General features: G+C 55.0%; 18 protein-coding genes. 6 read left to right on the top strand and 12 right to left on the bottom strand.

Annotated elements, in window-relative coordinates:
- Both E8E95_RS16280 and E8E95_RS16285 read left to right on the top strand, forming a co-directional pair.
- Nucleotides 1-216: hypothetical protein (locus E8E95_RS16280; RefSeq protein WP_348532581.1), on the top strand; the 216-nt coding region annotated here is incomplete at its 5' end.
- 117 nt (nucleotides 217-333) lie between these two features.
- A complete protein-coding gene (locus E8E95_RS16285; protein WP_179060094.1) occupies nucleotides 334-690 on the top strand; it encodes a histone-like nucleoid-structuring protein, MvaT/MvaU family in 357 nt (118 codons plus the stop codon).
- 83 nt (nucleotides 691-773) lie between these two features.
- Here E8E95_RS16285 and E8E95_RS16290 read toward each other — a convergent pair whose 3' ends face one another.
- The gene (locus E8E95_RS16290; protein ID WP_280351883.1) at nucleotides 774-1,607 is read right to left on the bottom strand and encodes a hypothetical protein; all 834 of its coding nucleotides are present in this window, start codon (nucleotides 1,605-1,607) and stop codon (nucleotides 774-776) included.
- On the bottom strand, nucleotides 1,604-2,680 hold the full coding sequence (locus E8E95_RS16295) for an MBL fold metallo-hydrolase (RefSeq protein WP_179060096.1): 1,077 nt from the start codon (nucleotides 2,678-2,680) through the stop codon (nucleotides 1,604-1,606). Before E8E95_RS16295 ends, E8E95_RS16290 begins: the two co-directional genes overlap by 4 nt.
- Nucleotides 2,681-2,859: 179 nt before the next feature.
- Here E8E95_RS16295 and E8E95_RS16300 point away from each other — a divergent pair, with 179 nt between their 5' ends.
- Complete coding sequence (locus tag E8E95_RS16300) at nucleotides 2,860-3,972, top strand: hypothetical protein (protein WP_280351909.1); 1,113 nt, start codon at nucleotides 2,860-2,862, stop codon at nucleotides 3,970-3,972.
- Nucleotides 3,973-4,125: 153 nt separating this feature from the next.
- On the opposite strand, the gene folD is transcribed toward E8E95_RS16300, so the two are convergent.
- The 3 genes from folD to purU are packed head-to-tail and all read right to left on the bottom strand — an operon-like array spanning nucleotide 4,126 to nucleotide 7,248.
- Entirely contained in the window at nucleotides 4,126-5,007 is an 882-nt protein-coding gene (folD, locus tag E8E95_RS16305) for a bifunctional methylenetetrahydrofolate dehydrogenase/methenyltetrahydrofolate cyclohydrolase FolD (protein WP_280351886.1), read from the bottom strand.
- Nucleotides 5,008-5,063: 56 nt separating this feature from the next.
- Nucleotides 5,064-6,323, bottom strand: a complete 1,260-nt coding sequence (locus E8E95_RS16310) for an aminomethyl transferase family protein (protein ID WP_280351888.1) — start codon at nucleotides 6,321-6,323, stop codon at nucleotides 5,064-5,066.
- 49 nt (nucleotides 6,324-6,372) lie between these two features.
- A complete protein-coding gene (gene purU / locus E8E95_RS16315) occupies nucleotides 6,373-7,248 on the bottom strand; it encodes a formyltetrahydrofolate deformylase (protein ID WP_179060058.1) in 876 nt (291 codons plus the stop codon).
- A 752-nt stretch (nucleotides 7,249-8,000) separates the two neighbouring features.
- Here purU and E8E95_RS16320 point away from each other — a divergent pair.
- Nucleotides 8,001-8,942 carry a LysR family transcriptional regulator gene (locus tag E8E95_RS16320; protein WP_179060059.1) on the top strand — a complete coding sequence of 314 codons (942 nt, stop codon included), beginning with the start codon at nucleotides 8,001-8,003 and terminating at the stop codon, nucleotides 8,940-8,942.
- A 703-nt stretch (nucleotides 8,943-9,645) separates the two neighbouring features.
- Here the strand turns inward: E8E95_RS16320 and E8E95_RS16325 are convergent.
- A complete protein-coding gene (locus tag E8E95_RS16325; RefSeq protein ID WP_179060060.1) occupies nucleotides 9,646-10,404 on the bottom strand; it encodes an SDR family NAD(P)-dependent oxidoreductase in 759 nt (252 codons plus the stop codon).
- 449 nt (nucleotides 10,405-10,853) lie between these two features.
- Here E8E95_RS16325 and E8E95_RS16330 point away from each other — a divergent pair, with 449 nt between their 5' ends.
- A complete protein-coding gene (locus E8E95_RS16330) occupies nucleotides 10,854-12,197 on the top strand; it encodes an aminomethyl transferase family protein (RefSeq protein ID WP_280282252.1) in 1,344 nt (447 codons plus the stop codon).
- Nucleotides 12,198-12,405: 208 nt separating this feature from the next.
- Nucleotides 12,406-13,305: a dioxygenase gene (locus tag E8E95_RS16335; RefSeq protein ID WP_179060062.1), complete on the top strand. Its 900-nt coding sequence runs from the start codon at nucleotides 12,406-12,408 to the stop codon at nucleotides 13,303-13,305.
- A 110-nt stretch (nucleotides 13,306-13,415) separates the two neighbouring features.
- Here the strand turns inward: E8E95_RS16335 and E8E95_RS16340 are convergent, their stop codons facing one another.
- The 6 genes from E8E95_RS16340 to E8E95_RS16365 all read right to left on the bottom strand — a co-directional run bounded on the left by E8E95_RS16340 (nucleotide 13,416) and on the right by E8E95_RS16365 (nucleotide 24,464).
- Nucleotides 13,416-14,306 (bottom strand): alpha/beta hydrolase, encoded by an 891-nt coding sequence (locus E8E95_RS16340; RefSeq protein WP_280351891.1) that lies wholly within the window; start codon nucleotides 14,304-14,306, stop codon nucleotides 13,416-13,418.
- A gap of 332 nt (nucleotides 14,307-14,638) precedes the next feature.
- Nucleotides 14,639-17,050: an MMPL family transporter gene (locus E8E95_RS16345; protein WP_179060064.1), complete on the bottom strand. Its 2,412-nt coding sequence runs from the start codon at nucleotides 17,048-17,050 to the stop codon at nucleotides 14,639-14,641.
- 1 nt (nucleotide 17,051) lies between these two features.
- On the bottom strand, nucleotides 17,052-18,143 hold the full coding sequence (locus E8E95_RS16350; protein ID WP_179060065.1) for a glycosyl hydrolase: 1,092 nt from the start codon (nucleotides 18,141-18,143) through the stop codon (nucleotides 17,052-17,054).
- 256 nt (nucleotides 18,144-18,399) lie between these two features.
- Entirely contained in the window at nucleotides 18,400-20,133 is a 1,734-nt protein-coding gene (locus E8E95_RS16355; RefSeq protein ID WP_280282249.1) for a DUF1302 domain-containing protein, read from the bottom strand.
- Nucleotides 20,134-20,204: 71 nt separating this feature from the next.
- Nucleotides 20,205-22,937 (bottom strand): LuxR C-terminal-related transcriptional regulator, encoded by a 2,733-nt coding sequence (locus tag E8E95_RS16360; RefSeq protein ID WP_280282248.1) that lies wholly within the window; start codon nucleotides 22,935-22,937, stop codon nucleotides 20,205-20,207.
- Nucleotides 22,938-23,102: 165 nt separating this feature from the next.
- On the bottom strand, nucleotides 23,103-24,464 hold the full coding sequence (locus E8E95_RS16365) for a DUF1329 domain-containing protein (RefSeq protein ID WP_179060068.1): 1,362 nt from the start codon (nucleotides 24,462-24,464) through the stop codon (nucleotides 23,103-23,105).
- Nucleotides 24,465-25,115 lie beyond the last annotated feature (651 nt).

A 25,115-nucleotide genomic window follows, 5' to 3' on the forward strand; every position in this document is an offset into this window, starting at 1 on the left:
CTAACTGACACAAGGCATCGCAGTTTGACTTTATTGGACGCCACCATTGCCCTCTTGCTCGCCGCTCAGATTCACTGTTCGGATAAAGCAATCAAAGCTACGGCGAAACGCTGCGCTCAACGTCTTCCCCGCAGCAAACGGGACGTGATGTTCTCCATCATCGACAGCACCGAACCTCTCAAGCTAGTCAGGTACATAGCTGAGAATTTGGACTGATGGCCTCGAACAACGCGTTCCTTGCAAATTGACCAAGGGCAATGCCCAGCGCCAGAGTAATTTCACGCGAAATCGGTCAACTGCGGTGTCTATTTGCATCACGCTAAGGAGAATGCAATGAGCAAACTGGCCGAATTTAAACGCCTGGAAGCACAGCTCGCGGAACAACTTGCCGCGCTGAACAGCCTCAAGAACGACGCAGAACTCAAGCGCGAAATTGAGTTTGAAACCAAACTCAGAGCGCTTCTCGATGAATATGGCCTTGGGCTAAAGGCAGTAATCAACATCCTTGATCCAGGTCGCGCGAGCACTCCGCTGCCGGCTCGGAAAACTCAAAGGCGCGAGCGCACCGTCAAGGTCTACAAGAATCCGCACACCAATGAAGTGGTCGAGACGAAGGGCGGTAACAACAAGGTGCTGAACGCTTGGAAAGCCGAGTATGGCGCAGCGGCAGTGAAATCTTGGCTTCAGTGAAGCCTTGCTGCTTTAGGTCGGTGACATCCGACCTAAAGCAGCCAAACCGGTTTACTAGCGCCGCAAACCTCCAGAAATCGTGATCATTCTTGGAGCGCTGTCGCCCCACTCTTGGCCGTCCGTGTAGGAGCATGTGGAAGGAAAACCTCACATGCCAACACAAGGCGCTGCGCATACGAGAAAGCTGCTTCGCGCACCCGGGCCTCAGAGAAGTAGAAAATCCAGACAACAGCCATGACCAAGGCCACCCCAATGGAGACAGCCTCCCCCGCCCCAAGTAGTGCCTCTGGATGTGCGACAGCATCTAGCCGCTGCGCCCAGGAGCTGAGCCCTAGTCGCAGCATCACCCAAGCGACAACCCCCAGGCACATCAGCAGTCCTAGCCAACGCACACCAAAGCCATTTCGACGATAGCCGTAAGTCACGTTGGCTCGAAACAGTAAGTCGAACTTCTTCTTATCTCTCGTCGCCTCCCGAAGCCAGTTGCCTGCTGCCGCATAGACTGCGTCTGCAGCCCCTGGATCCGCGCCCTCGATCTCCCTTGACGGGAACACCACCTTTAGCTTCCTCGCCAAGAAATCGTGATAGCGTCGTTTGGACACCGAATCCAAGACGTCGTCGTGGTGACGGAGAACCTGGACACTGGGCACGCCCCCCCACCGCAACCAGAGGCCCTTCTCCTTGCCCTTGCCCAGGCTGCGAGCAATGTCCGATAGGAGATACAACCCACCCACGGCGCCCGCCAACCACCACAAGCCCTTCAGTTGGAGCATCTGATTACCGTACAGCGCGATGGCCATGACCGCGAATGGCAGGAGGCACAGCAAGGCGGGATAGAGACGTGCCTGGCGCTCATAAGGGTCAAGCAGGAGCGTAGCCTTAGCCAGCCCACTACCCATTAGCTGCAGGCTGTTCATTTCTCGACCTCATGGTGGAAGGGAACATATTCCAGAGCTCCATACCCATCTCGCTTTGGCATGTTTCGTTGATGCCGGATAGATTGGCCTTTGGTTTGTGCAACCCTGAAGCCACGCCGAATGAAGGCGTTAGTCACCACGCGCTTGGGATGAGTTGGCGCCTTCGCCGAAGCGGACGCAAAGGCTACTCGCCGGGGTACGACGGAGTCGTCTGGCGACGGCTCACCCACGACCAAATTCAGTGCTTCCGTGGACACGTTGTGGCGCCCGCCATGGTGGGGAATTTGCACAAAGTCGACGGCAGACGGGAGATGAATACCCTGACCGATCGCGAAATCGGCTGAGGCCTTGAGCGATTCCACGCCAGCATCACCGGTCAGCAGATAGCCGCGACCATCGTAACTGCCAAACACAACCACACTACTTTCATTTTCAGCGCTGGTGGTCACCGCTTCTGGCAGATACTCCAAATCCCAAGCACTGGCAACGAACTGAACAGCTTTGCGCCCGAAATCCTTGAAAGCCTCCACCACGCTTTCTACTTTCAACTCAGGAGACTTTTCGAACGCAGGAATAAGCTCATGGACATATCGATCTCGCGTCGGCGACAGCACCTGGAAGATGCCTATCCGGCTACCCGCGAAGGGCTCCCGAACCGGAATGCCCCGCTCAACAGCAGCCTGTTCCAGGCGATAGGCAGCGCTCATTTTGCGCTGTAGGCGCTCCGCCAGGCTATTGTCAGTAATACGTCCGTCATGGAAGTAATGCCGAATCTCGCTGCTGTACTGCCATGGGCGATGCATCCACACCTCCCCCACCGAAAGTGTCTCCACGAGATGCGTCAGGCCCCCGGCATGGTCGTTGTCCGGATGAGAATTGACCAAGTAGTCCACATGGTGTGTCCCGAAATGCTTTTGGATATGGTCGACCAACGCCACACCATATTCTTGGGTGCCTCCGTCGTAGACCATTACTCGGAAGCCATCACCTTCCCTCCAACGAATCGCGATGGCGTCACCGCTGTGCTCCCCATTCCCCACCGGTAAAAAATCGATTTCGATACCCGCTGTCATTCCATTGCCCTCGAACCCTGGTTTTGAATGGCCCAGTTAAAGGCAGTGCAGCACCCTTCAATGGACCAGTGATGGCGTAATAGTGGCGATCACTAGGAATTTCAAGGGGAGGGGTGTCAACGAGATAAGGTCGAAGCTGCACATGAGGACTGAAGGTGACGCTGAAAATAGCCAGGGCAGTGAAACGCTCGCGCCGAACATCTCGCCGATGCTTGTGCCGCCTTTGTCGCACCGTAATTCGTCGTACTGAGCGACTGGCAATCGCAGTCAACCCTGACCTTCGCGTACCCGTGACCGTCCGCACATTGCGCAAGGACTTCCCCGCGCTTTCGCATCAGCACCCTACGCCTACCGACTCGCCGCGCATCCTGTGCTTGTACAACGTGGCCTGGAGCAGTGTCGAGCGTGCTTGGACTCCGGAACGCTTCCTGGATCGTATGTTCTGGTGGCTCAGGCAATCTGCAACACAGAACCTGCACCGCGACGACCAGCCCCTCGAACAGCTTTTCTATATGAGCCCGTACCAGCTGATCCTACCGGCTAACCATCTGGAGTTCGCAAAGGGGGACAACAACTACTTGGGCCTTCAGAGGGTGCCCTCCCCTCCCTCTGCACCGATTACGCTTCGGGCTCAGCCCGCAACTGCCGATGAGCTAGCTCAGCAGGGCCTGAAGGGCCTGCGTGTGCTCCCCTTGATGGTGGAAGGGGTCGGTTCATCTGAAGTTGTAGCGTTCCCAACCGATCTGGGGCAGCTTCAAGAACGTCTGATAGCCTGGGAAAGCAATCTCTGCGTGCCCTTGGCCGAAGCCATCGGGCAGGCGATTCCAAGTGAGGGATTATCAGCCAAGAATCAGCGGGAGGATGAAGCGTTTCTGATCCTGGTTTGGGTCCCTCGCATCCGCAATGGCGAAGTCGAACGCCACGATATTCTCTGCTACGCGGTCCCCGCCTCATTGTTCGAGCTCGCCACGGCATTCGAGATCATCGGCCAAGCCGACGACCACGGCCGCTACTTCCGCACCCAACTTATCGGTCACACTCCTGGCGCGCCGGAGACTGACGCTTGGCGTTCGATTCCGGTCTTGCCGGTCGAAGTACGCGTGGCCATGGACAAAGAGCGTGCACGCCGCCTCTCGGCCATCGATAGTACTGCCGCGAGCTTCAACGGCGTTTTGGCCGGCGTCGGCTCACTCGGAGGATTGCTCGCCAACCTCTGGCAGCGGGAGGCCTTTAGCCGAAAAGCGGCCATTGAAACGGCTCGTCGTACCATTGTCGCGCTCAAAGCTCCGTAGAGGCTCAGCGCCCGAGATGTCGGAGCCAGAGAGTGCCCGTTTCTGACCGGTCCTCGCCGCTAGCGAAGGCAAGCTAACAGTCCAGAACGGCCGGTCATTTAGCTAAGCAAACTTTACCCTTGAGGTCGCCAACTCCCACAGGCTGCAGTGCCATCAAAGATGGCTCTGCACTTCCGTACGCCGTTGTGCTGCACTCAACGTATTGGCCAGCAAGCAAGCGATCGTCATCGGCCCCACTCCACCAGGCACAGGCGTGATCGCTCCGGCACGCTCAACTGCACTTTCGAAGTGAACGTCGCCCACCAGCTTGGTGGTTCCGTTCTCCTGCTTGATGCGGCTGATACCGACATCAATGACCGTGGCCCCAGGCTTTACCCAATCGCCAGGAATCATCTGGGGAACGCCGGTTGCCACGACCAGAATATCGGCCTGCCGGCACCTTGCCTCAAGATCCACGGTCTTGCTGTGAGCGATCGTCACGGTGCAACGTTCCTGCAGTAGCAGCCGTGCCATGGGCTTGCCAACGATGTTGGACGCGCCAATCACCAGCGCGTTCATGCCAACAAGAGTGGGATGCAGGTTCCTCAACAGGAACATCACTCCTGTCGGCGTGCATGGCACCAGGGCATCCAGCCCGGTTGCCAGACGACCGGCATTAGCGATGGTGAAACCATCGACATCCTTCGCCGGGTCAATGCGCTCGATGACCCGGGTGACATCGATACCCGCGGGCAGAGGCAGCTGCACCAGGATGCCGTCAACGCGGTCATCACGATTTAGGGTGTCGATCTGAGCAAGCAGACGCTCCTCCGGGGTGTCGGCAGGCAAGCGGTACTCGAACGAGTGCATACCTACCTCTTCCGTCTGCAGCACCTTGTTGCGTACATACACTTCGCTGGCGGGATCGGTCCCCACGAGGATGACTGCCAGGCCGGGCGCGCGGCCGTGTCGCTTGGCGAATGCGCTCACGTCCTGCGCAAGGCGTTCACGCAATTGTCGGGCTGCGGCTTTTCCGTCGATCAGGAATGCGGACATTGTTTCTCCGGGTCTTACAGATGGAGCAGGTGCTGAAAGCCAGGGCCCAGGGCGACTCAGCTGCGGCGGTTGTCGGTTTTGTACGGTGCGGGTTGGACAGTGGCGCGAATAGGTAGTTGCGGCTCACCCGGATTACCCCAAATGACCGTGACCTCGGTTCCGACTTCCGCGTTGGCCACGTCCAGGGTGCACAGCGAGAGCATCTCGCGGAAGAAGTAGCTGTAGCCGCGCGAGGTGGAAACGCCGACCTCACGACCATTCACCAGCACCTTGTCGGCGTACATGAAGCCGCGTTGATCCCGGGGCATTTCCATGAAGGCATAGTGCTCGCCCTTATGGAACAGGGACGCGAACACCTTGAGCACATCGTCGGGATTCCACACCAAGGTGCGAATCACCCGCTGCGGGCTGGCCACTTCCTTTTCCAATGCCGCGCGGCCGATGAAGTCGTGATCGAACTTGATGTTGCGCCCCCAGCCCAGCTCCACGGGGCTGCGGTACCAAGCGCTGACATCATCAGCTTCGAAGCTGCCGGCGACGTTGAAGGTGGAGGCGAACGCCGGCAGGGCCGCTTCGAACTCAGCGCGATACTCAGCCATGTCCTCGCTGAAGATCGCAGGAAGGTAGTCGGTCACGATGGTGGGGAAGCAGGCTTCCAGGTGGTTGATGAAGGCAGCCCGACCACCCAGCTTGCGGATCCCGAACGCTTCGCCGGCCCGCACCACGGCCTCATACACTTCGGCAGCGTGTTCCGCAGGCCCTTGCAGCTCTACACCAGGCTCCCCGGACATGCCCTGTCGCAGCGCGTAGACCTCATGCCCAGCAATCTTCACCACGTGTGAGTGCATAAACTTGATGTCCGCCAGAGCCACGCCCGTCAGCTTCTCGATCAATGCAGCTGCGTTGGGCCCAGCGACCTGGAATTTGAACCCTTCGACGACCTCCGAGCTGACGTTGTAATCCCCCTTGCGCAGGTGGAAGTCCATGAGGAAGCCTCCTCGACCGAAGAGCATGAAGTCATCCTCTCCCCAGCGACTGAGGATGCCCTCATGGATCACCTTGCCATCGCTATTGCAGTGAGTGACGTGCTTGGACTGCATGATGTCGAACTTGGCGAAGCTGTTGATCGAGGTATCGGAGAAGAGCTTCAACACGTCCGGCCCGCGGTAACGACGCTGCCAAAGGAACGACCAGTCACCGATATAGCAGTTGTCCTTCCAGGACATGCTCTCGTCGAGCCAATCCGTGTATTCCGGCTGACCCCAACGAGACGTGAAATAGCCCTCGGGAGTCTTTCTGAAATTCTTGGGAAGCATGTCTTTACCTCGGTTACGTCTACGAATTGTTGTTATGTGTGGCTAGGCGTCAGCCTTCGAACACGATGGTCTTGCGCCCATTGGGAATGACGCGGTCCTCCAGATAGGCGCGCACTGCCCTGGCCAGCACTCGTCGCTCGATATCACGCCCCTTACGGACGAGATCTTCTGCATTGTCGCGATGGGAGATGCGCTCGACGTCTTGCTCGATGATCGGGCCTTCGTCCAGGTCGGAAGTGACGAAGTGAGAGGTCGCGCCAATCAGTTTCACGCCACGCTCATGGGCCTGGTGATAGGGACGTGCCCCTTTGAATCCCGGCAGGAAGCTGTGATGGATGTTGATGCAGCGCCCTTCCAGCTTGCGCGAGAGGTCATCGGAGAGGATTTGCATGTAGCGAGCGAGTACCACCAGATCAGTCTTGGTGGACTCGATCAAGGCAAACAACGCCTCTTCCTGCTTGGACTTGTTTTCCCGGGTCACTGGCAGGTAGTGAAACGCTATGCCCTGCAGATCGACTGCGGCGTATCGCTCCTGGGGATGGTTGGCGACAACGGCCGAAATCTCCATTGGCAGCTCGCCGATCCGGCTACGGTAAAGCAGGTCGCGCAGGCAATGGTCATAGCCGGACACGAGCAGCATCACGCGCTTGCGCTGGTCCTGCGGACGCAGCGACCACTCCATACCGTAAAAATGGGCGATATCGGCGAATCCGGACTTGATGTCCTCGATCTCGAGTACCAGCTCCGTCCCGTTGTCTATCGCATCGAACACCACTCGCATGAAGAACTGCTGAGTATCCAGATCATCGAATTGCTGCGCATCGAGGATGTTGCATCCCTGGTCAAAGAGGTAGCTGGAAACATCCTTCACGATTCCGGCGGTATTGCGGCACGACAACAGCAGAATGAACTTTGGATTGGACACAGCGGTCTCCGAGCTTCGTTTTTATTGGAGTGGGCGTCAGCGCAGCCGCACTGACGCCTGAGTCACTATAAAAACTCAACAGATTGAGATCCACGCATGCCGTAGATGCACGACATGAACGCCGTGCATAACCCTGAAATGCTCCAGTCAGTTCTCACACTCATCCGCGGAGCGCTCAGTGCGTCGTAGCAACTGCACCAGCCACACTAAAAAGTGCGAGCGAGAGCGTGCTGTTCGAGACCCCACCCTATGTCGATCAGCACGCTCGCCGGGTAGGGCTCGAGTACAGCGCCTACCCGCCCTACTCTCCTGGTGGTAGTCACCCTAGGCACCACGTAGAGCGTGGAGACGTCCCAGCAGAGGGAAAACGAGGGTTACATAGCCACCAGCAGCTGTGTCAGTTGGTACCCATGCTGCTGTACAGCAGCACTAGGGCAACTGAGTCGCCAACAGCTCGAAGCTCATGCTGCTAAAAACACGGAGCGCATTCGATCTATCGACATTTTGCAGCTCGGCCCCCGCCACCTCGAATATGACCACCGGAGCTAGCAGGTCCATGCATCGTTCTGGAATGGATATGGCAACACGTTCGGGGTGGCGACCTGTGAATCCTCCACGCAATGCCGCGCTGCTTTCTCCTGTCTAGGTGGTCTACCTACCGGGTTCAGCGCTGCTAAATCCCATACGGTGTTTCAAGTAACGAAATTCTTGGAATACCCTAATGCACCACAATCACAAAAATACCCAATCCCATGCGCAGCATTCATAACGAAAAGAAGCTCGACCTAAACCTCCTACCGGTCTTCGATGCTCTGATTCGTGAGGGCAGCGTGACCCGGGCCGCTGACAGCCTGGATCTCTCGCAAAGCGCGGTCAGTCACGCGCTAAAACGATTGCGGGACTTCTTCAACGATCCGCTGTTCATCAAGGTCGGTGACGGCATGAGGCCGACGCCCAAGGCCGAGCAGTTAGCAGTCTCGATACTGGAGGTCATCAGCACGGTACGAAACTCGCTACTCACCCAAGCTCGCTTCGACCCGAGCACGGCAATCCGTACGTTCAAGTTCTGCATGACCGACATGGGCGAACTCGTGTTTCTGCCCAGGATGATCCAGGAGCTAAAGCGCAGAGCACCACACTGCACCATTCAAACGCTGCAGGTCAGGCCCGAAAACATAGCTGCGACGCTAGAGTCGGGCGAGGCTGACCTTGCGATGGGATCGCAGCTTGCCGTAAACGACGAACTCTTCCAGCAGAATCTGTTCTTCCATAAGTTTGTCACGATCGTCAGTAGAGAAAACAAACAGGTCGGGGACTCGATCAGCCTTGAGCAATTCACCCGCATGAAACACATCGTGATCAACCTGGGGGGCAAGACCACGCACTATGATCGAGCGCTGGACGAACACGGTATCAAGCGTGGCGTGTTCCTGCTGACCCCCCACTACCTGGTCATTCCCATGCTGATCAAGAATGATCCTGAGCTGATTGCGACCGTACCAGGAGAGATCGGCCGTATCTTTGATGAGTACGGCTGGGTTCGACGCCTGAAACCCCCAGTGGATCTCGCGCCATTCCCAATTTGTCAGTACTGGCACCCCCGCTTTCACCACGACGAAGCGAATCGCTGGCTCAGGCAGTTGATGAAGGAAATCTACGATGACTTCCTACCGGAATCTGGCACTGCCTGGTGAAGAAACCGGTGGAATGCAGGGGCCGAATGAAGAAGAGCAATCGAAAAAGTCGTTGAGGGATGCTCGCCGGTCCTACTTGCCTGCTGTCGCTGCGCACTAGGTCACCTCCATTCCGAGATGGCCAGTACTGCTATCGAAAGATAGGACCATTCTGACACGCAAATGGCGACGCTATGGCTGTCCTGCTCCAACCAGAGGCATAGCCATGAGAACAAAAATAATTTCCATCGGCCTCGCAGCTACCATCGCCATCCTGCTGATCGTCGCTGCCGCCCAAACCACCCCGCAACGCTACACCGCAGACATCCCTGAAGCTTGCATGCATTCCAGCGTCAATTGCACATTGCCGCCGGGCTTTCGAGGCTGGCCTTCGATTCCGTGAGCCAGCCGCGACCGTAGTAACGCATACGACCTCCACGAGGCGCGCGACGAAGCCACGGACTTAGCATGGACAGGTGTTGCCCCGGGCAGAGAATTGACTTCCCGGGGCATAAGGCATGGCCAAAAAGGTGGCTTCGCTTGCTCTGAAGGAATTGGGGGGGAAAGGAGCAAGAGAAAGCGCCGGCGGGCAGCGCTCACCGGCGCTTTTTCATTGGCGGGCAGTTCGGCCTCCGACCTCTACCTTGGCGGCTAGAGGTAGCGACAAGCGCTTGTACAGGACACCGAATGCATCCTGTACAAGAGACACTAGGCAACAAGACGATTACTGATGGTTCTCACGCCAGTTTTTAGGTAACGGCCCAAGCGTAGTGCCGCCATCTACCAAATACTCACCGCCAGTAATAAAGCCCGAATCCTGGTGCGCAATAAACAACACCATACGGCTGATTTCTTCCGGCTGTGCCGCCCGCGGGATAGCCTGAATAGAAAGCATTCCACTGAGATCATGTGGCGCAGTCATCGGCGTGTGAACTGCCCCAGGGAACACCGCATTCACTCGAATATTGTCGTGAGCGAGCTCCAACGCCGCCGCCTTAGTCAGACCACGCACGCCCCACTTGCTGGCGCAATAAGCAGACGCTAAAGGATATCCCTGGACGGCGGCAGTGGAACCAATATTGATGATACTGCCGCGACCCAGTTCCTTCATTCCAGCGATAACAGAGCAGATTCCAAGATATACGCCCGTAAGGTTGATATCGAGCGTCCGTTGAAAAATGTCCTTCTCGCGGCCATCAAGCGGGTCAAAGCCAATAATACCGGCGTTATTAACTAATACAGAGACCAGACCAAAGGTGCGAGCCTGCTCCAGGGCAGCATCCCAAGACTCTTCATCAGTTACATCCAGAGTAACGAACATCGCACGTTCGCCCAACTCGTCTGCAAGCGCCTGGCCTTTGTCCTTTGCGATATCGCCAATGACAACATTCGCGCCCAGACGATGGAACGCGCGCGCATGAGACTCCCCCATGCCGCTGGCTGCGCCGGTAATCAAGACAGTTTCATTCTCGAAGCTCATCATCTTATTTATTTCCTTTTATGAGACTGCTACTTAGAACGCATGTACATAAGCGTTTCAGCCAGGGATGGCCGACTTATCATGCCTATGCAGGCTAGACAAACATTCCAAGTAATTCTCCCTATCTGAGGATAGGGGATTAAGCACTCCCACGCGCTTATCTTGAGCCTATGCACATCCGGAGCTTTTCCTGCATCGAATCGGCTTCACTAGAAAATACCGATAGTGACATTGGCGGCGTAGGGACTAGGGCTTACATCACCGTCTCTTAGTGTCCAAACACCGTAAGAACACGCTGCTCATCGATTCAAATCTGTCCAAGTTAACTGCAATAACGCAAGTGTTACGCGCCGTGGCGGCAATCTCAGTTTTTTATGTTAGAAGCTTGTAACTGGATGATAGCCGTGAACCTTTTGTTCGACACTTCAATACAAGAAAGTTGAGGAAATACCATGAGCAAAGCAAATCCGCAGCCTCTATACCACGTAGCGCAAGTACCGGACGACCCTCGCACCACCTCTTACACACGCTTCTTCTTCGAGCTTGAACCCACGGAATACACCAACTGGATCGATGAGTGCGAGTCTTGGAAGAAAACTTGCTTCATCGGCGACTGGTCCCCGCTAATGAAACTGAAAATTACTGGGCCGGACGCTCTGTCTTTCTTCTCCTCAATTTCCGTAAACAGCTTTGCAAAATTCGACATTGGTCAAGCCAAACATGCGGTTCTTTGTAATGTATCCGGCAAGATAATGGGAGATGGCGTCCTGATGCGCATCTCCGAAGAAAGTTTCATTTACACCAGTGGGCCCGGAGTCGCCTGGGCGATGTATCAATTTGCAAAGGGTAATTACAACGCCAAGGCCGAAGTCGTTACCGAAGACTATTTCGCATTCCAGGTCCAAGGCCCCAACTCCTTGCTTCTCCTGGAGGAGCTCACGGGCGAAAGCTTGCGCGACATCGGCTTCATGCGATTCCGCCAGTCAAGTATCAATGGCATGACCTTCAACGTGCTCCGCCAAGGCATGGCCGGTGAACTCGGATACGAACTTCACGGCGAGAGCCACAACGGTGTCGAAATCTACAACACGATTCTTAAGGTGGGAGAGCGATATGGCATCCGCCGTCTTGGCGGACGCAGCAAGATGGTGAATCACGTCGAAGCCTGCTTCCCCACACCGACCGTGGACTATTTACCGGCAATGTTCGGTGACGATCAACGCGACTTTCTCGGTGTGATCCTGCAGAGCATGCCTTACTTCATGGAGTGGCTTGCTGTCGCCGGTAGTGCTCAAAGCAGGGACTTCACAACTTATGCCCGCACGCCGTTCGAGCTCGGCTGGGGTAAGAACGTGAAGTTCGACCACGAATTCATCGGTCGCGCCGCTCTAGAAGAAGAAGCGGCCAATCCACGTCGGACAATGGTCACTCTCGTCTGGAATGGCGAAGATGTATCCGACGTTTCAGCCTCGTTTCTGAGCAAGGACGCAGAGCCATACACCTATATGGAAATGCCCCGAAACCTGCTGGGTTTGACATGGATGGACAAGGTGCTAGTGGATGGACACGAAATCGGCGTTTCAAGCTCGCGATGCTACAGCTACACCTTCCGCGAAATGCTGTCGTTGTGTGTTATCGACCAAGAGTACGCGACCCCAGGTACGGAGGTTGTAGTGGTTTGGGGCCATCCCGGCACCCGTCAGAAGCACATCCGCGCCCGCGTCGCGCCTGCCCCCTACAAGAAGGACAATCGTCGAATCGACGTCACCGGCCTTCCTTCAGCGCAAACCGTCTGAAATTAACGCCATTTATGCCGGGGTCTCCCCCGGCATTCATTCCTCGGCAGGTCTCGTACGCCGCTCGCCTCGAATCTTCCATCGTCAGCCAAGGCGCAAACAATTCATTCTGATAGTTCACAGATGAAACCTGCCGAACATTTGATAAATCCGAGAAGTTATTATTAAGAGCTCTCCAAGCTCAGTATCACAAGAGGACCATAACAAGATGACTACCACTCTCGGTGATGAACGATTATCTCAACTGACAAACTCAGTCATTGCACAGATGTCTACAACACCCTCCACACGCCTACGCACGTTGATGGAATGCGCAGTTCGACATTTGCATGCATTTGCCATTGAAGCAAACCTGACACCTGAAGAATGGTTGACTGGAATCGCATTTCTCACAGCGACCGGTCAAATGTGTAATAGCGATCGACAAGAGTTCATCCTCCTCTCGGATGCCCTCGGTCTGAGCACTATCGTTAATCTGCTTCAGGATGGGAGTGGGGTAAACCAAGCCACCGAAAGCAGTCTGCTCGGTCCGTTCTATCGGGAGAATGCACCGAACTACCAGGCCGGTGAATCAATGGCACGCCGCTGCAATGGCCCCCAGCTTCAGCTCTATGGCCGAATCCTGAATACAGATGGAAATCCGATCCCAAATGCCACAGTGCAGATCTGGCAGACCGATTCAGAAGGGGTTTATGACATTCAGCGCGGACAGGAAATGGATACGCGGGGCGTCTACAGCACTGACGAGAACGGTTGTTACCATGCCTTCACGGTCATGCCGAAAAGCTACCCGCTACCTGACGACGGGCCGGTAAGACGCATGCTAGATGCCCAAAGTCGCCATGGGTACCGACCAGCTCATATCCACTACCTGATCAGCGCCCCCGAGCACAAAGAGCTCGTAACCGCCCTCTACATAGCTGGGGATTGCTACATCGATGACGACGCAGTCTTCGGAGTGAGTTCAACCACGCTGATCGTGACCCCAACCCTGGACAACAACGCTCCCCACCCTGAAGTACCAGCTATCTCGTACGACTTCCACTTGGCCCCTGGCATGACGGCAAGCGGTAGAATTGGTGCAGACGTTGCCACATTGAGTTTCTAGTTCGCCTTGCAAGCCCGCACGATGGAGAAAGGGCACGGTCTTCATACTGGCCGTGTCCTTATCCTCTGTCTTTGACTCTTTCCCGATGCTCGTACAATGCCACCGGAAGGCTAAGGCAGATTCGCGGCTAGGAACTCCGCCCCCTGGAGCAAGGCAGCATCACCCTCCTCCAACTCTGACGCATGGTTGTGCCAGAGATGGAACATATTCGGCCACACGTCCAATCTCACCCGCACTCCCATCCCACCTGCGTGCCTTGCCAGCCTAAGCGAGTCATCGAGAAGCAATTCGTTTGAGCCCACCTGTATCATCATGGGGGGCAATCCGATCATGCTGTTCTGCAGCACTGACACTCTTGGATCTACCGCGGAAATCTCTCCCAAGTAAAGAGAGGCGCAGTTCGCCAGCCACTCTGGGGTAAGGCAAATGTCGCTAGCTGCTTTGGTCGTGAAGCTCTCGTGCTGCAAACTGAGGTCGACCCAAGGCGATATAAGAAGTGCCGCTGCGGGCAACGGTAGACATTGGCACTTAGCATCTTCCAGCAACGAAAGAATCAGATTCGCCCCTGACGAATCTCCTGCGAACACTATTTCTTCCGCAGCAATACCATTGCCAAGAAGCGCATGGTAAGCAGCAAGAATGTCTTCGCGTGCAGACGGGAATGGGTGTTCGGGTGCCAAACGATAGTCAAGGATCAACGCCCGTGCACCCGCCTGCAGAGCCAGATTGCCGGCCAGCCCCACGAAGGCCTCGGCAGATCCCAACACAAACCCTCCACCATGCACGTATACGAGTGTCCTGGACCCGACGTAGTCCTCTGGGATGGCCCACATCGCACTTACACCGTTCAGGTTAACCCGCTCCACCTGCATATCTGCCGGGGGCTGCAACTGTTTACAACGGGTATCAAAACTGAACCGCGTCAACTCCAGAGAGCTGAAATTCCGCATATGGGTATCAGGAAAATGCTGAGCGAGTGCTGGAGGTCGAGGCTGGGTCATGGCGGCTAGTTGTGACTCAATTGATGGAGGTGCTGGAGAGAAACACTCGTAATAAGAGGTTCCGGCTCACAGAGAGATGCTGCAATCTGGAGAATAGGAAGGGACAGCCAACGCAGTACCTATCGCAAGATAGTAATGCGGAGCCAGAGGAGACTTTCATGGGAGTGGTGCGAAGGGCCAATGCAGGCGCGCGCTCTTAGACCTGGTCACACCGCTGTTTAGCTCATATCCCAGCTCTGAACCGTGGAGACTTTAACTACGCCCCACATGGTCCCCTGTATAAAAAAGAACCCACCGGAGTGGGTTCAAAGGGTGACACTTTTAGGAGCCAATCATACAGCTTCGCACTTTTCCTTAAGCCGAATGTCCGCTTCAACTTTCTCCTTAGCTACCTTGCTCGGTTTCAGGAGGAAAGCCGCTAGACTCGGAAGTAGGATCAATGCACCAAACATATTAACGAGGAACATAAACGCCAGCAACAAACCCATATCAGCTTGGAACTTAATTGGCGAGAACATCCACGTGGCCACGCCAGCAGCTAGCGTCATACCAGTCAGCAACACCACCCTGCCAACAAACATCAGTGAACGTGCATACGCTTCTTCTAAGCTATACCCCATCCTCAACCAGAGCAGCATTATGCTAAGAATATATAGTGCGTAGTCGATACCGATCCCCACGCCCAACGCAGTAACTGGCAATGTGGAAACCTTAAGCCCTACCCCTACGAGCACCATCAGAGCTTCAGCCAATATACTAGTCAGCGCAAGCGGCAATATCGCTACCAATACCGCCCGCCACGATTTGAACGTTATTAGGCTCAGAACTATAACCGCGACATACACCCCCAAAAGCATCAGGTAGTTATTTTTTTTAACCACCTGATTAGTGGCTGCCTCGATCCCAGCGTTACCTGCCGCCAGCAAAAACTTTACTTCCTTAGTGTTTGACTCTGCAGCGAAGCGCTCAACCACCTCTACAGCTTGCTGTAAAGTCTCAGCTTTGTGATCGCGCAGGTAAGCGTAGACCGTGAGCATGTTGCAATCACCATTGAACAACCCACGCGTGGCCTGAGTCATAACAGTGTTGAGCACTACCTGATTAGGGACGATCTCAGCCCATTTAAAGCTACCTTCATTGAAAGCCGCCCCCATCTGACGCACTAGGTCGGCAAATGAATTGGTAGCCTCTACTCCAGGAAGCTGCTGCAGGCGCCCCTGCAGATCGCGCACAGCAACCACCGTATCGTAATCAGCGCACTGTTCATCAGCAGTAGTCACCATGATTGCCATCACGTCACTACTGGTTGAGTAGTTTGTGGTGATGTACGCATTGTCCCGGTTGTATCGTGAGTCCGGATTGAGCTCCGGGGCGCCAGCATCAAGATCACCAATCTTCAGCTGTGAGGCCAATATGGCCCCCCCGATAGCCAGGCATGATGCAACGCAGATTGCACCAAATGCCCAACGGCGCTGAGTGAACCGGACAAGCAGTCCCCACGGCCCGCTATTGCCATTTAAAGCGCGTTCTTCGCTACGAAGGGCACGCTCAGCGGCATGACGGTTGACGCCCGTATAAGTGAGCAGAATCGGCAACAGGATCAAGTTGGTAAAGATAAGGATAGCGACGCCAAGGCTTGCGGCTAGTGCCAGCTCCCTGATTGCCTGAATATTGACCATAAACAGAACAGCAAAGCCTACGGCATCGCATACCAGGGCAGTAAATCCAGCCATGAACAGACGTCGGAATGTGTTACGCGCAGCGTCCACTTTTGATAGCCCGCGCCCGACATCCTGCATCACGCCGTTCATCTTCTGTGCGCCATGGCTCATGCCAATGGCAAAAATCAAGAACGGCACAAGGATCGAGTATGGATCAAGGTGGAAGCCCATAAGCGGCAGCATGCCGAGCAGCCACAGTACGGCCACAAGGGAGCACAGCACTACCAGCATCGTGCTGCGCAGGCAGCGGGTAAACCAGTACACCATGACAGTGGCAATGGCGATTGCCACACCGAAGAAGATCAGAATCTCTACCAAGCCATCGATCAAATCCCCCATTACCTTAGCGAATCCGATGATGTAAATGCCGACGTTATCGCTTTCGTACTTTGCCCGGATCACCTCCAACTGCTTGGATAGCTGTCCGTAGTCGAGGCTCTGGCCAACCTGGGCATCGTACTCAAGGAGGGGCACAATAATTGCGCTGGATTGAAAGTCACTGGCGACCAAACGACCGACTTCCCCGGACCGCATAATATTGAGTCGCAACTCTTCCAAGCTGGCCTTTGAACCATCATAGGCGTCCGGCATGACGGGCCCACCGTCAATACCCTGCTCGGTTACTGCAAGCCAGCGCGTGCTGCGCGTCCAGAGTGATTGCAAATACGGCCGTTCGACCCCTGGCAGCGCAAAAATCTCGTCGTTGACTTTGCGCAGAGTATCCAGGTAGTGGGGGTCCAAAATGCTCCCAGATTTATTTTCCACAACCACACGAAGAGTATTCCCCAACCCCTTCAAATCCTTTTCGTGGGTAAGATAGTTCTGGATATATGGATGATCATGGGGAATGACCGATTTATAACTAGCATTCAATCCAAGGTAGCGTGCCTGATACCCTAGAAACACCGTTATCAGCAGGCAAAGGAGAAGGATGACTCCGCGATTCTCAAACAACAGTCGCTCGAGGAACGAACTATCACCAACTTTAAACGAACTAGAGGATGCCCCGGTTTGGAATTGCATTTTACTTTGCCTCCAGCTGAACAATTTCTACACCAAGAGGTCCCACAACCAACAACTTCTCCCTTGAAAGTTGAAGGATGTCAGCGACAGGCTGATTGGACTGCGCAAGAGGAGAGAACTTTTCTCCCCCATCTCGGCTTACAATGATCTGGCCGTTATCGCTACCGAGAACTACCGCACCATCATCCAATATCTCACTGGCCTGCAATGAGGCAGAGACACCGCTTTCAATTCTGCTCCAGCTCTGCCCATGGTCACTTGAACGCACCAAGTTACCTCTGAGACCAAACGCTAGAACATCACTGTTCTTGGTAACCACAGCACCAAACAATGTGCCCTCGTAAGGTTGTTGAAGCGCCCGGAATCGTTTCCCATCTTCACTACTCAGCAGCAAGCCCTGCTCACCGGCCACGTACAGAGGCCCCTGGGACTGTGTAAGAGCGTAGAAATGAAGACTTCCCGGGTTAACTTGCGCACTGTTTTCGGAAGTCCATGAAAGCCCCCCATTTACGGTGCGGTACATTAATCCATAGGCACCAGCAACCAAGACCTCTCTTGCGCCGCGAATGCTTAACGATAGAAATGGCTTGTCAGGTCCGTCCGCAACAAGATTCTGGGCACTAGTCAGCGCATCCAATGGCTGATCTACGGAAGAAGCGGTGCCAGCAGTGCTGTGGTGGACGGCTTCCGCGAGTACCAACTGCGCCGCCTGGATTCCATCGAGCTGACGGCTCCAGGTCTCCCCACCGTCCTCTGTGTGCAAAACCACCCCCAGATGCCCAACGGCCCAACCGGAAGTATCATTTGCGAAGGCAACATCGGTCAGCAGGACGCTCGCTGGTACTTCACGAGCCTGTCTCCAGGTAGCTCCCTGATCATCGGAAAGAACGATCAAACCTTTCTCTCCAACGGCCACCAACCTATTGCCGGCCCGTGCCGCTGCCAACAAAAACCCTTTATCTGGATGCTTGATAGTGACCGCCGGTCGATCTAGGACCACGGGCCGAGTACGCTCACCTGCATGCGCATGACTAGTGCACCAGGTAATCGACAATAGCAAGGTCAGCAGCAAGGCCTTTTTATTTGCACGCATAGCTTTGTCCACGGGGCGATTAAACCCCTATTTGTTATTATCTTTACGAGCCCATTACTCAGCGAATGAACTAGCCACCTTCACGCGGATCCCGAAGAATCCTAGCGTCTAGGCTAAAATCTACACCGACCTGAAGATCGCATAACCTATCTTAAGATAGACGCTATTCAATCCCTAAAAACACACAACCACCGCAACTACCCACAATATAAAAAAGCCCTCGCAAAGCGAGGGCAAGACCAGCCTAAGCTGTAAACTAGAAGCTTGTGCTTAGCGTAAGCGCTACAAAGTCACGACCGACATAACGGTTATCATCATCATTACCAAAGAATTTGGTGTAGTTAATAGCCGCTTGCCAAGTTTGCTTATAGGTAGTAGCCAGACCGACGGTGACGTCCCCGCCTTGGTTTTCCCCATAGTTGCCGAATGCCCCCGAGGTCGGGGACCTACCTTTGAACACATAACCAATACCGATAGGCACGGACAGATCAAGACTTGGAGCAACTTGGTAGTAATCCAAGGTAACCACACCACGCGCACCATAGGCAAAGCTATTCAAAGTGGTATCGCGCTGATCGCCATTCCGAGTAACCTTCGCCAATTTATGACCAGCAATCTCACCAGCAAAAGTTATATTGTCCCAGAGCATGCCTGCATTGCCGACATAAATGGCGGAAACCTGAGCATTCACTGTATCCCCCAAGGAGTCCGGCTGAAGGACACTGGTCGATACGCGCAGCGGGATATTATGGCGGTAACTGAGCTCGGCACCCAAATTGAGATTATCAATACTGGAGTTAACGCTAACTCCATACAGTTCGATATTCTCTTTATACTCCAGATGATAAGTACCAACAGAACCTGTTGCCGGATCAAATCCACCAGACAACTCCGTCATCACACGGGGTTCTTTGTAGTTGTAGCGAATAGCGTATAGCCCTAGGTCAAAATTGTATTGAGCCGGCCGCCAGCGAAGTGATACCCCAAATTGAGGAGCATCCGCTTCATCATCCGAGCCCCGGTAAAGGAACGCACCGGGCCCCACGATGATACGTTCGCCACCTTCGTCCAGGACGTCCGTCGACGCAAAGAACGTACCTACAGGCGGGAGGCGCGACTTTTCCCATTCAAACTGATAGAAGGCCTCCACCGTCCACTCATCGCTCAGCAGCGCACTCGCAGACAACTGGTTTACCGGAAGGAACACTTCCTGAGCCTTGATGTTAGGTACGCTGAGGGCCTTGTAGACATCGACCGGCGCCATAGCGGATGCAATGCCGTTGTCCGTAAAGAACAAGCTTTCGCCCCAGAGCAACGTGTGCCGCCCCAAACGGAAACTCAAAGGCATTCCACCTGGCTCGAATTGCGCGCCGACAAAGGCATTCATCAACTCAAAGCTTTGTCCTGCCCAGCGCTTGGTAGCAGAAGTAAATTGATCATTTTCAACACTGAATGGGTTGAACGTTTGAGGGGAGTCGTTACTGTTGCTGGAATTATAGACATCGTCATACCAGCCAGCGCCGCTCAAGTTCAACGTAAAATTCTGGTATTTCAGGTTGAGCTCTGTGAGCAGGTCCACCCGGTTCATCACCAGATCGCCCTCATCAAAATTTCGCTCAATCTCATCAGAGTTCGGATCGTTCAGGTTATTGGAGTTCCCACTCCCAGTCCTGACACCAGCGGTATACTTAACTGTATTTGTCCAGTCTGCTGTAATCTCAGGACCCAGATCGAACGCCATGCCCTGACTCACCGCACTAAACCCTACGCCCGCAACAATTATTGCCCCACGCGAAGCAGCTTTGATCAGCTTCGCTTCGCTCCCACGAACGGCATTTTCAAGAAAATCAGCGCAGGCACTTTTGCAGACGCGATTTATTATCATTGTTTTGCCTCCACACTTACGCGAAAGAAAAGCAGCAGTTGCTTTCCCGATGTATTTAAACGTACCAACCCGAAGGCCGGTAAATTTAAGATAGAGGCATTCCACCAACTAAAAAACCTATCAAAAGATAGTAAACGCTCGATATCCCGTTGATATCCAAAAAACCCTGCATGCACTCAACGCATGAGCCCCAACTGTCGAGCTCGGCTGGCCGCCTGCGCACGGCGACGCGTTCCAATCTTGTCAAATACCTGTTGCAGGTACCACTTTACACAGCCCTCCGTGATACTCAGCGCTCTACCTATTTCTTTGTTTCGGAGGCCTTCATCAACCAGTTGAAGGATCTCAATTTCACGCCCATTCAAAGCTCCCAGCACGTTTTCAACCACTGCTGGCTCGGCCCTCTTTACAACGGAGTTTTTTGTATCACGGAATGAAATTAATACTTCCTCTATGAACTCCTCGGCGGACTTTCCTTCTTCTCCGCTTGCTGACTCTGCTCCCATTAGCAGACCACTGAGCCAAGCTCCCTCGTCCGAGAAGGTGCGAATGAAACGCCCCCGAGCCGCAAGCTCTAGAGAGCGCTTAAGGTTTCGCTGAGCCCCGCGCTCATCGCCAGTTAGGACTAGCAAATGAGTGTGAACCACGTCCCAACGGAGGAAGTTGCGGGTAGCGTCAGCTTTAGCCAAATAGCGCTGCCAATGCTTGGCCAGATCCATCGCTTCGTTGAGTCGGTTCTGCGCAATGGCCACACGTACGCTGCAAAGTGCTTTTACCTCATCCTTGGTGGTCACACCCAGCGACGGCTTCAAATGACTGAATTGTCCAATCAAACCGTGTTTCCGGCCCTGTCGAATCATTTCATTCACTTCACCCATGCGTAACAGGCAGCGCAGGCGTTCAGCCAGGGCTGAATAATGCAGACGGTCAAAACCATGCTTGGCAGCGGCCACCTCGGCTTTGTCGAGCAAATCGAATGCGGTTTCTGGGTCACCATCATTGAACGCGAGACGCGCTGCGGTGAGCCATCCTGCGATCGCTTGATCCACGAAGCCCTCGGCCTCCACGTGCGGCAAGTATATTTCCAGCAGCCGACGCGCCTGATCCAGTTCGTTGCGCTCGTAATGCACTTCGGCCAGCGGCAGAGCAAGGATGGTTGCATAGGGTGACCCTACACCAGCGATCGACTCTGCTGCAGCGAGCGCTTTAGTGAGCCCAGTGATAACTGCCTCGGTTTGTCCGCCCATAAATCGGGAAGGACCAATTACCGCCTCATGCACAATAATGGAGAGTTTGCTTTCACCCCGACTTAGGTATTCACGCGTCAGGTTACTCAACCTTTCAATCTCATCGAGCTTGAAGCGCTCCCTCTGTGCATACAGCAATGCGTTGTAGATGCTGCCGCGAATGATGGGATGCGCGTCACTGTATTTCTCAACAAGGCTACGAGCCTGCGTCTCCAACAGTGGCGTATCGTCAATCATCATTGAAAGCATCGCCTCTCGGTGAAGAAGCTCGCTCCGCAGTACCTCAATAAAATCCGGCGAGTACTTTGCTACGTACTCCGGATCACTGAGACAGCGCCTAGCCTGGGCGAGCAACTCCTTGGCCGTCTCAAACTTCCATAGATGAAGCATGGACCAGGCTTGCGAGATCAGAATCCGGGGATAACGACTAATTAGTGCCGAAGGAAGTTGCTCAACCATTCGCCAAGCGATGTCATCGCTTCGCTCGAAGAAAGCCACATGGTTATCTTCAATAATACTCGCGGCCAGCTCTTGGTCTCCAGAGCTCAACGCATGATTGAACGCCTTGAAGAATTCCTCTTTGAGCACGTAGAAGTCGCTTGCCTCCCGGTGCAAATAGCTCAGCTTGGCCCCATCATTTTCCGCGAGGTACGTGAGGAGGAATTCACGAAACAGGGTATGCAACCGATAAGTCTGTGACTTGGGGTGATCAGTAAAAACAAACAGGTCTCTGGACTGGCACTCCTTAAGCAGGCTCAGACCGTCTATTCGCTTGCTGACTATGGCACAAGCTTCGGGCTCCAAACGCTCCAGAATGGCACACGACACCAGGAAATCCTGGAGATTGGATTCCAGGGACTCAAAAACCTCTTCGAAGAAGAACTCCTGAAAAAGCGCTCTCTCCTCAACGCTGGTGAGATTGCTGAGCTGACCACTGCCCGATCGGATCGCACGGCTTAGGAGGTTCAGACCACCAACCCATCCCTCAATACGCTGAACAGGAGTCGGCACCTCTGAAAACAAGGAGGACTCCAGCCCCTGACTCTCAAAATGACAGGCGATTTCGTCTTCATCGAAAGCCATATCGTGGACATCCAGGTCCAACAACTCTCCTCGCATGCGAAATCGAGCCAGCCGAAGCGATGGCTGACCGCGCCCAGAAAGCAGGAAATGGAGGTTGGCAGGCGCCCGTTCCAACAGCTCGTCAATTGCCTCAACGACTGCGCCCTCTACGCACTGCAGATCGTCGATAAAGACGTACAAGGGCGTCTTGATGTCCCTTAGCTGCATCGCGCTACGCAGACAGGAGCCAGGGACAGCATGCAACGATGTCAGGTCGGCCCGGCGACAAAACACATCGCGCAACGCAATGAGCATCTCAGCGGCGTCGGCATCATTGCGACACCCGATCCAGAAGCATGCCGCTCCCGACGCTTGTAGCTCGATGAAATACTGCGACAGTAATATGGATCGACCATATCCTGCGGGCGCACGTAGAGAGATCACCCTCAGGCCCTGAGCAGCTCGAAGCTGTTTCATCAACCGAGGACGTACGATCAGTCCTTGGGTGTTAAAGGCTGGACTCCTGGTGGCCGACAGCGGCGTGCGACTTTCAGGCTTAATCGCGACGACGGGGGCAACTGCATAGGTGTCACGGTACATCTCGAACCTCCGTCAGGGCGGTAGGTAGCCTCTTGTAGTAATTCTTCAGCTAGTGAGAGTTTCGCTCACTAGCTTCTTCTTATCAGGTCGGCGCGGGCGGCGAGGCCGCATCATTGAATACCGAACAGAAGGGGGCACAGGAGCAGCCTGCCCCCCTTCTTTTCGTCAGCGCTGCGCGCTCTGCACCAAGGATTCCGCAGAATAGAAGGAGCGTGGTCGAGCCTGTCGAGGGGTGTAATGGTCACTCCACTCACCGACTACATACGCATTCTGCTGGAAGTCGATGTTCTGGAAAGGCAGTGCCACGATACCCGGCAGATCACAGGAAATGCTCGAGTACATGATGCCGCCGCGCCAGTGCTTGCCTTGAGTGTCCCACAGGTCACTCAACACGATGTTCCACGTGTCTTCATCCAGGTACAGGGTACGGCTCGCCACGGCGTTCCGCACACCGCTTCGCACTTTGCCTTCTACCTGCCAGACGCGATGCAGCTCCCAACGGACATGGTCAGGGTTGAAGAAGCGCTCACCAATCGCCGCATCCTGGCCGGCCTTGAGCAGCTTGTTGGTGTTGTAGGGGATGTACATCTCCTTCGACCCAACCAGCTTCCACTCGTACTGCTCTGGCGAACCGAAGAAACCGTAGGCTTCGTCAAAGTTGGCAACGCCAGAGACGAAGAAGTTCGGAGTGTCAAATTGCACGTTCGGCAGCTTGCGTACGCGGCGCTGGCCTGGCATGTACTGCCAGGAGCCGAAGGGCACGTTCTGGTAATCCATCGGCAAGGTCCCGACTGTAGCCTCCCCTACTCGACGTGCGGGAGCCTTAATCTCTGCGCGGGAAAGCTGCCAATGCTTGCCGTCGAACTGCGCCTCGCCATTCTGGACGTAGTACGGGAAGACGCGACTGGCGTCTATCCGAGCGGTCAGCGACTTGGAACCATTGGTGTCGACGACTATGAGGTCCGCGAGGGTGTCCACCGCCTCACCTTTCCACGAAAGGTAGTGGTTCCACAGCGCTTCACCGCCGGTTTTGGCGATCGGGAATGGGACGCCGCCATAGGCACCGTGCACCGCTTTATCGCTATCGCTAATCGTAGCGTTGGTTGCGTTCTTTTTGGTGTCGTCATACACCCACTGCGGCGCAGTCGCGGTCCGGTGAGTCGGGTAAACGTCAAGGCGGTAATCAGGATTGTTCTTCAGCAGGGTTTGAACACTGAGAGACAGTCGCCCCTCGTACTCAGCCATGTTCTTCGACGTGATGGTCAGCGTTGGCTTTTCGTCTGCGAAAGGCTCCCATGCCAGACTTCCCTTCGGGAGATTTGCAGGACATTGCGAATTATCCCCGCTCCACGCAGGAATGGTTCCCTCCGCATTGCCCGCTTTGACAGCCCCCATCGGGGTGAGCGTCGTGCCCAGCTGCTGAGCCTCTTGCGAAGAAACGGCGGCAGCGGCCATACCGCAAGAAACCTGAGCAATAGCGAAGACCAACGAGAGCTGCCAACGCTTGTTTGAAAGCAGATTTTGCATGTAATCCTCCGACCTTTCGGTCTTTCTTATTTTCACGCCTTGAGGATGCTTGGTTGGGTGCCTTTCGCCGGCCCCCCAGAAAAGTTGAGCTTTCTGACGGACCAACCAGCTGGCATCGCTTCACCTATCCCTGCGGCCTCTCCTTCTGAGTGGTTCCGTCGGAGCCGAACCGGTGAGCAATCAAGCACGCGTCTGGACGGTACCCAAGGCACCTCATGCATCCACCTATCGATGGATAGGCCGAGCCACAATCGGGAAGGCAACAATCGGGGACTGAAATCGTCGCAGCTACCGCAAAGCGGCGAAGCGTGCAATGCCGCCGGCCTCGAACAGGCTGAAGCGCCAGACCGGGTCTGCCCTAGGCCTTAAATGGAAATTGCGCCACGCAACTCAGCCCCCTTCGTGCACGCAGACCGGGATACCCCCGGGGCTAGGTATACCCAGCGGCGTTAAAAGCTCCTGATGGGCAATGTCGCGCAGAAGCCACGACCGTTCGCACAGCGATGGTATGGGCCGGCTTTGGAGCGAGGCGATCCGACGCCAGAGCGGTCACCCTGTCCTTAATGGAGAGTTCATTGCTCAATCTGCCCTGCCCGCGATCACCTGACCGAGCGCCTCGCTCGCTCGTATTCCGGTGGTGTAGATCGCCCC

Origin of the sequence: Pseudomonas sp. BN414 (assembly GCF_029871275.1) — a bacterium.
Classification (GTDB): Bacteria; Pseudomonadota; Gammaproteobacteria; order Pseudomonadales; family Pseudomonadaceae; genus Metapseudomonas; species Metapseudomonas resinovorans_C.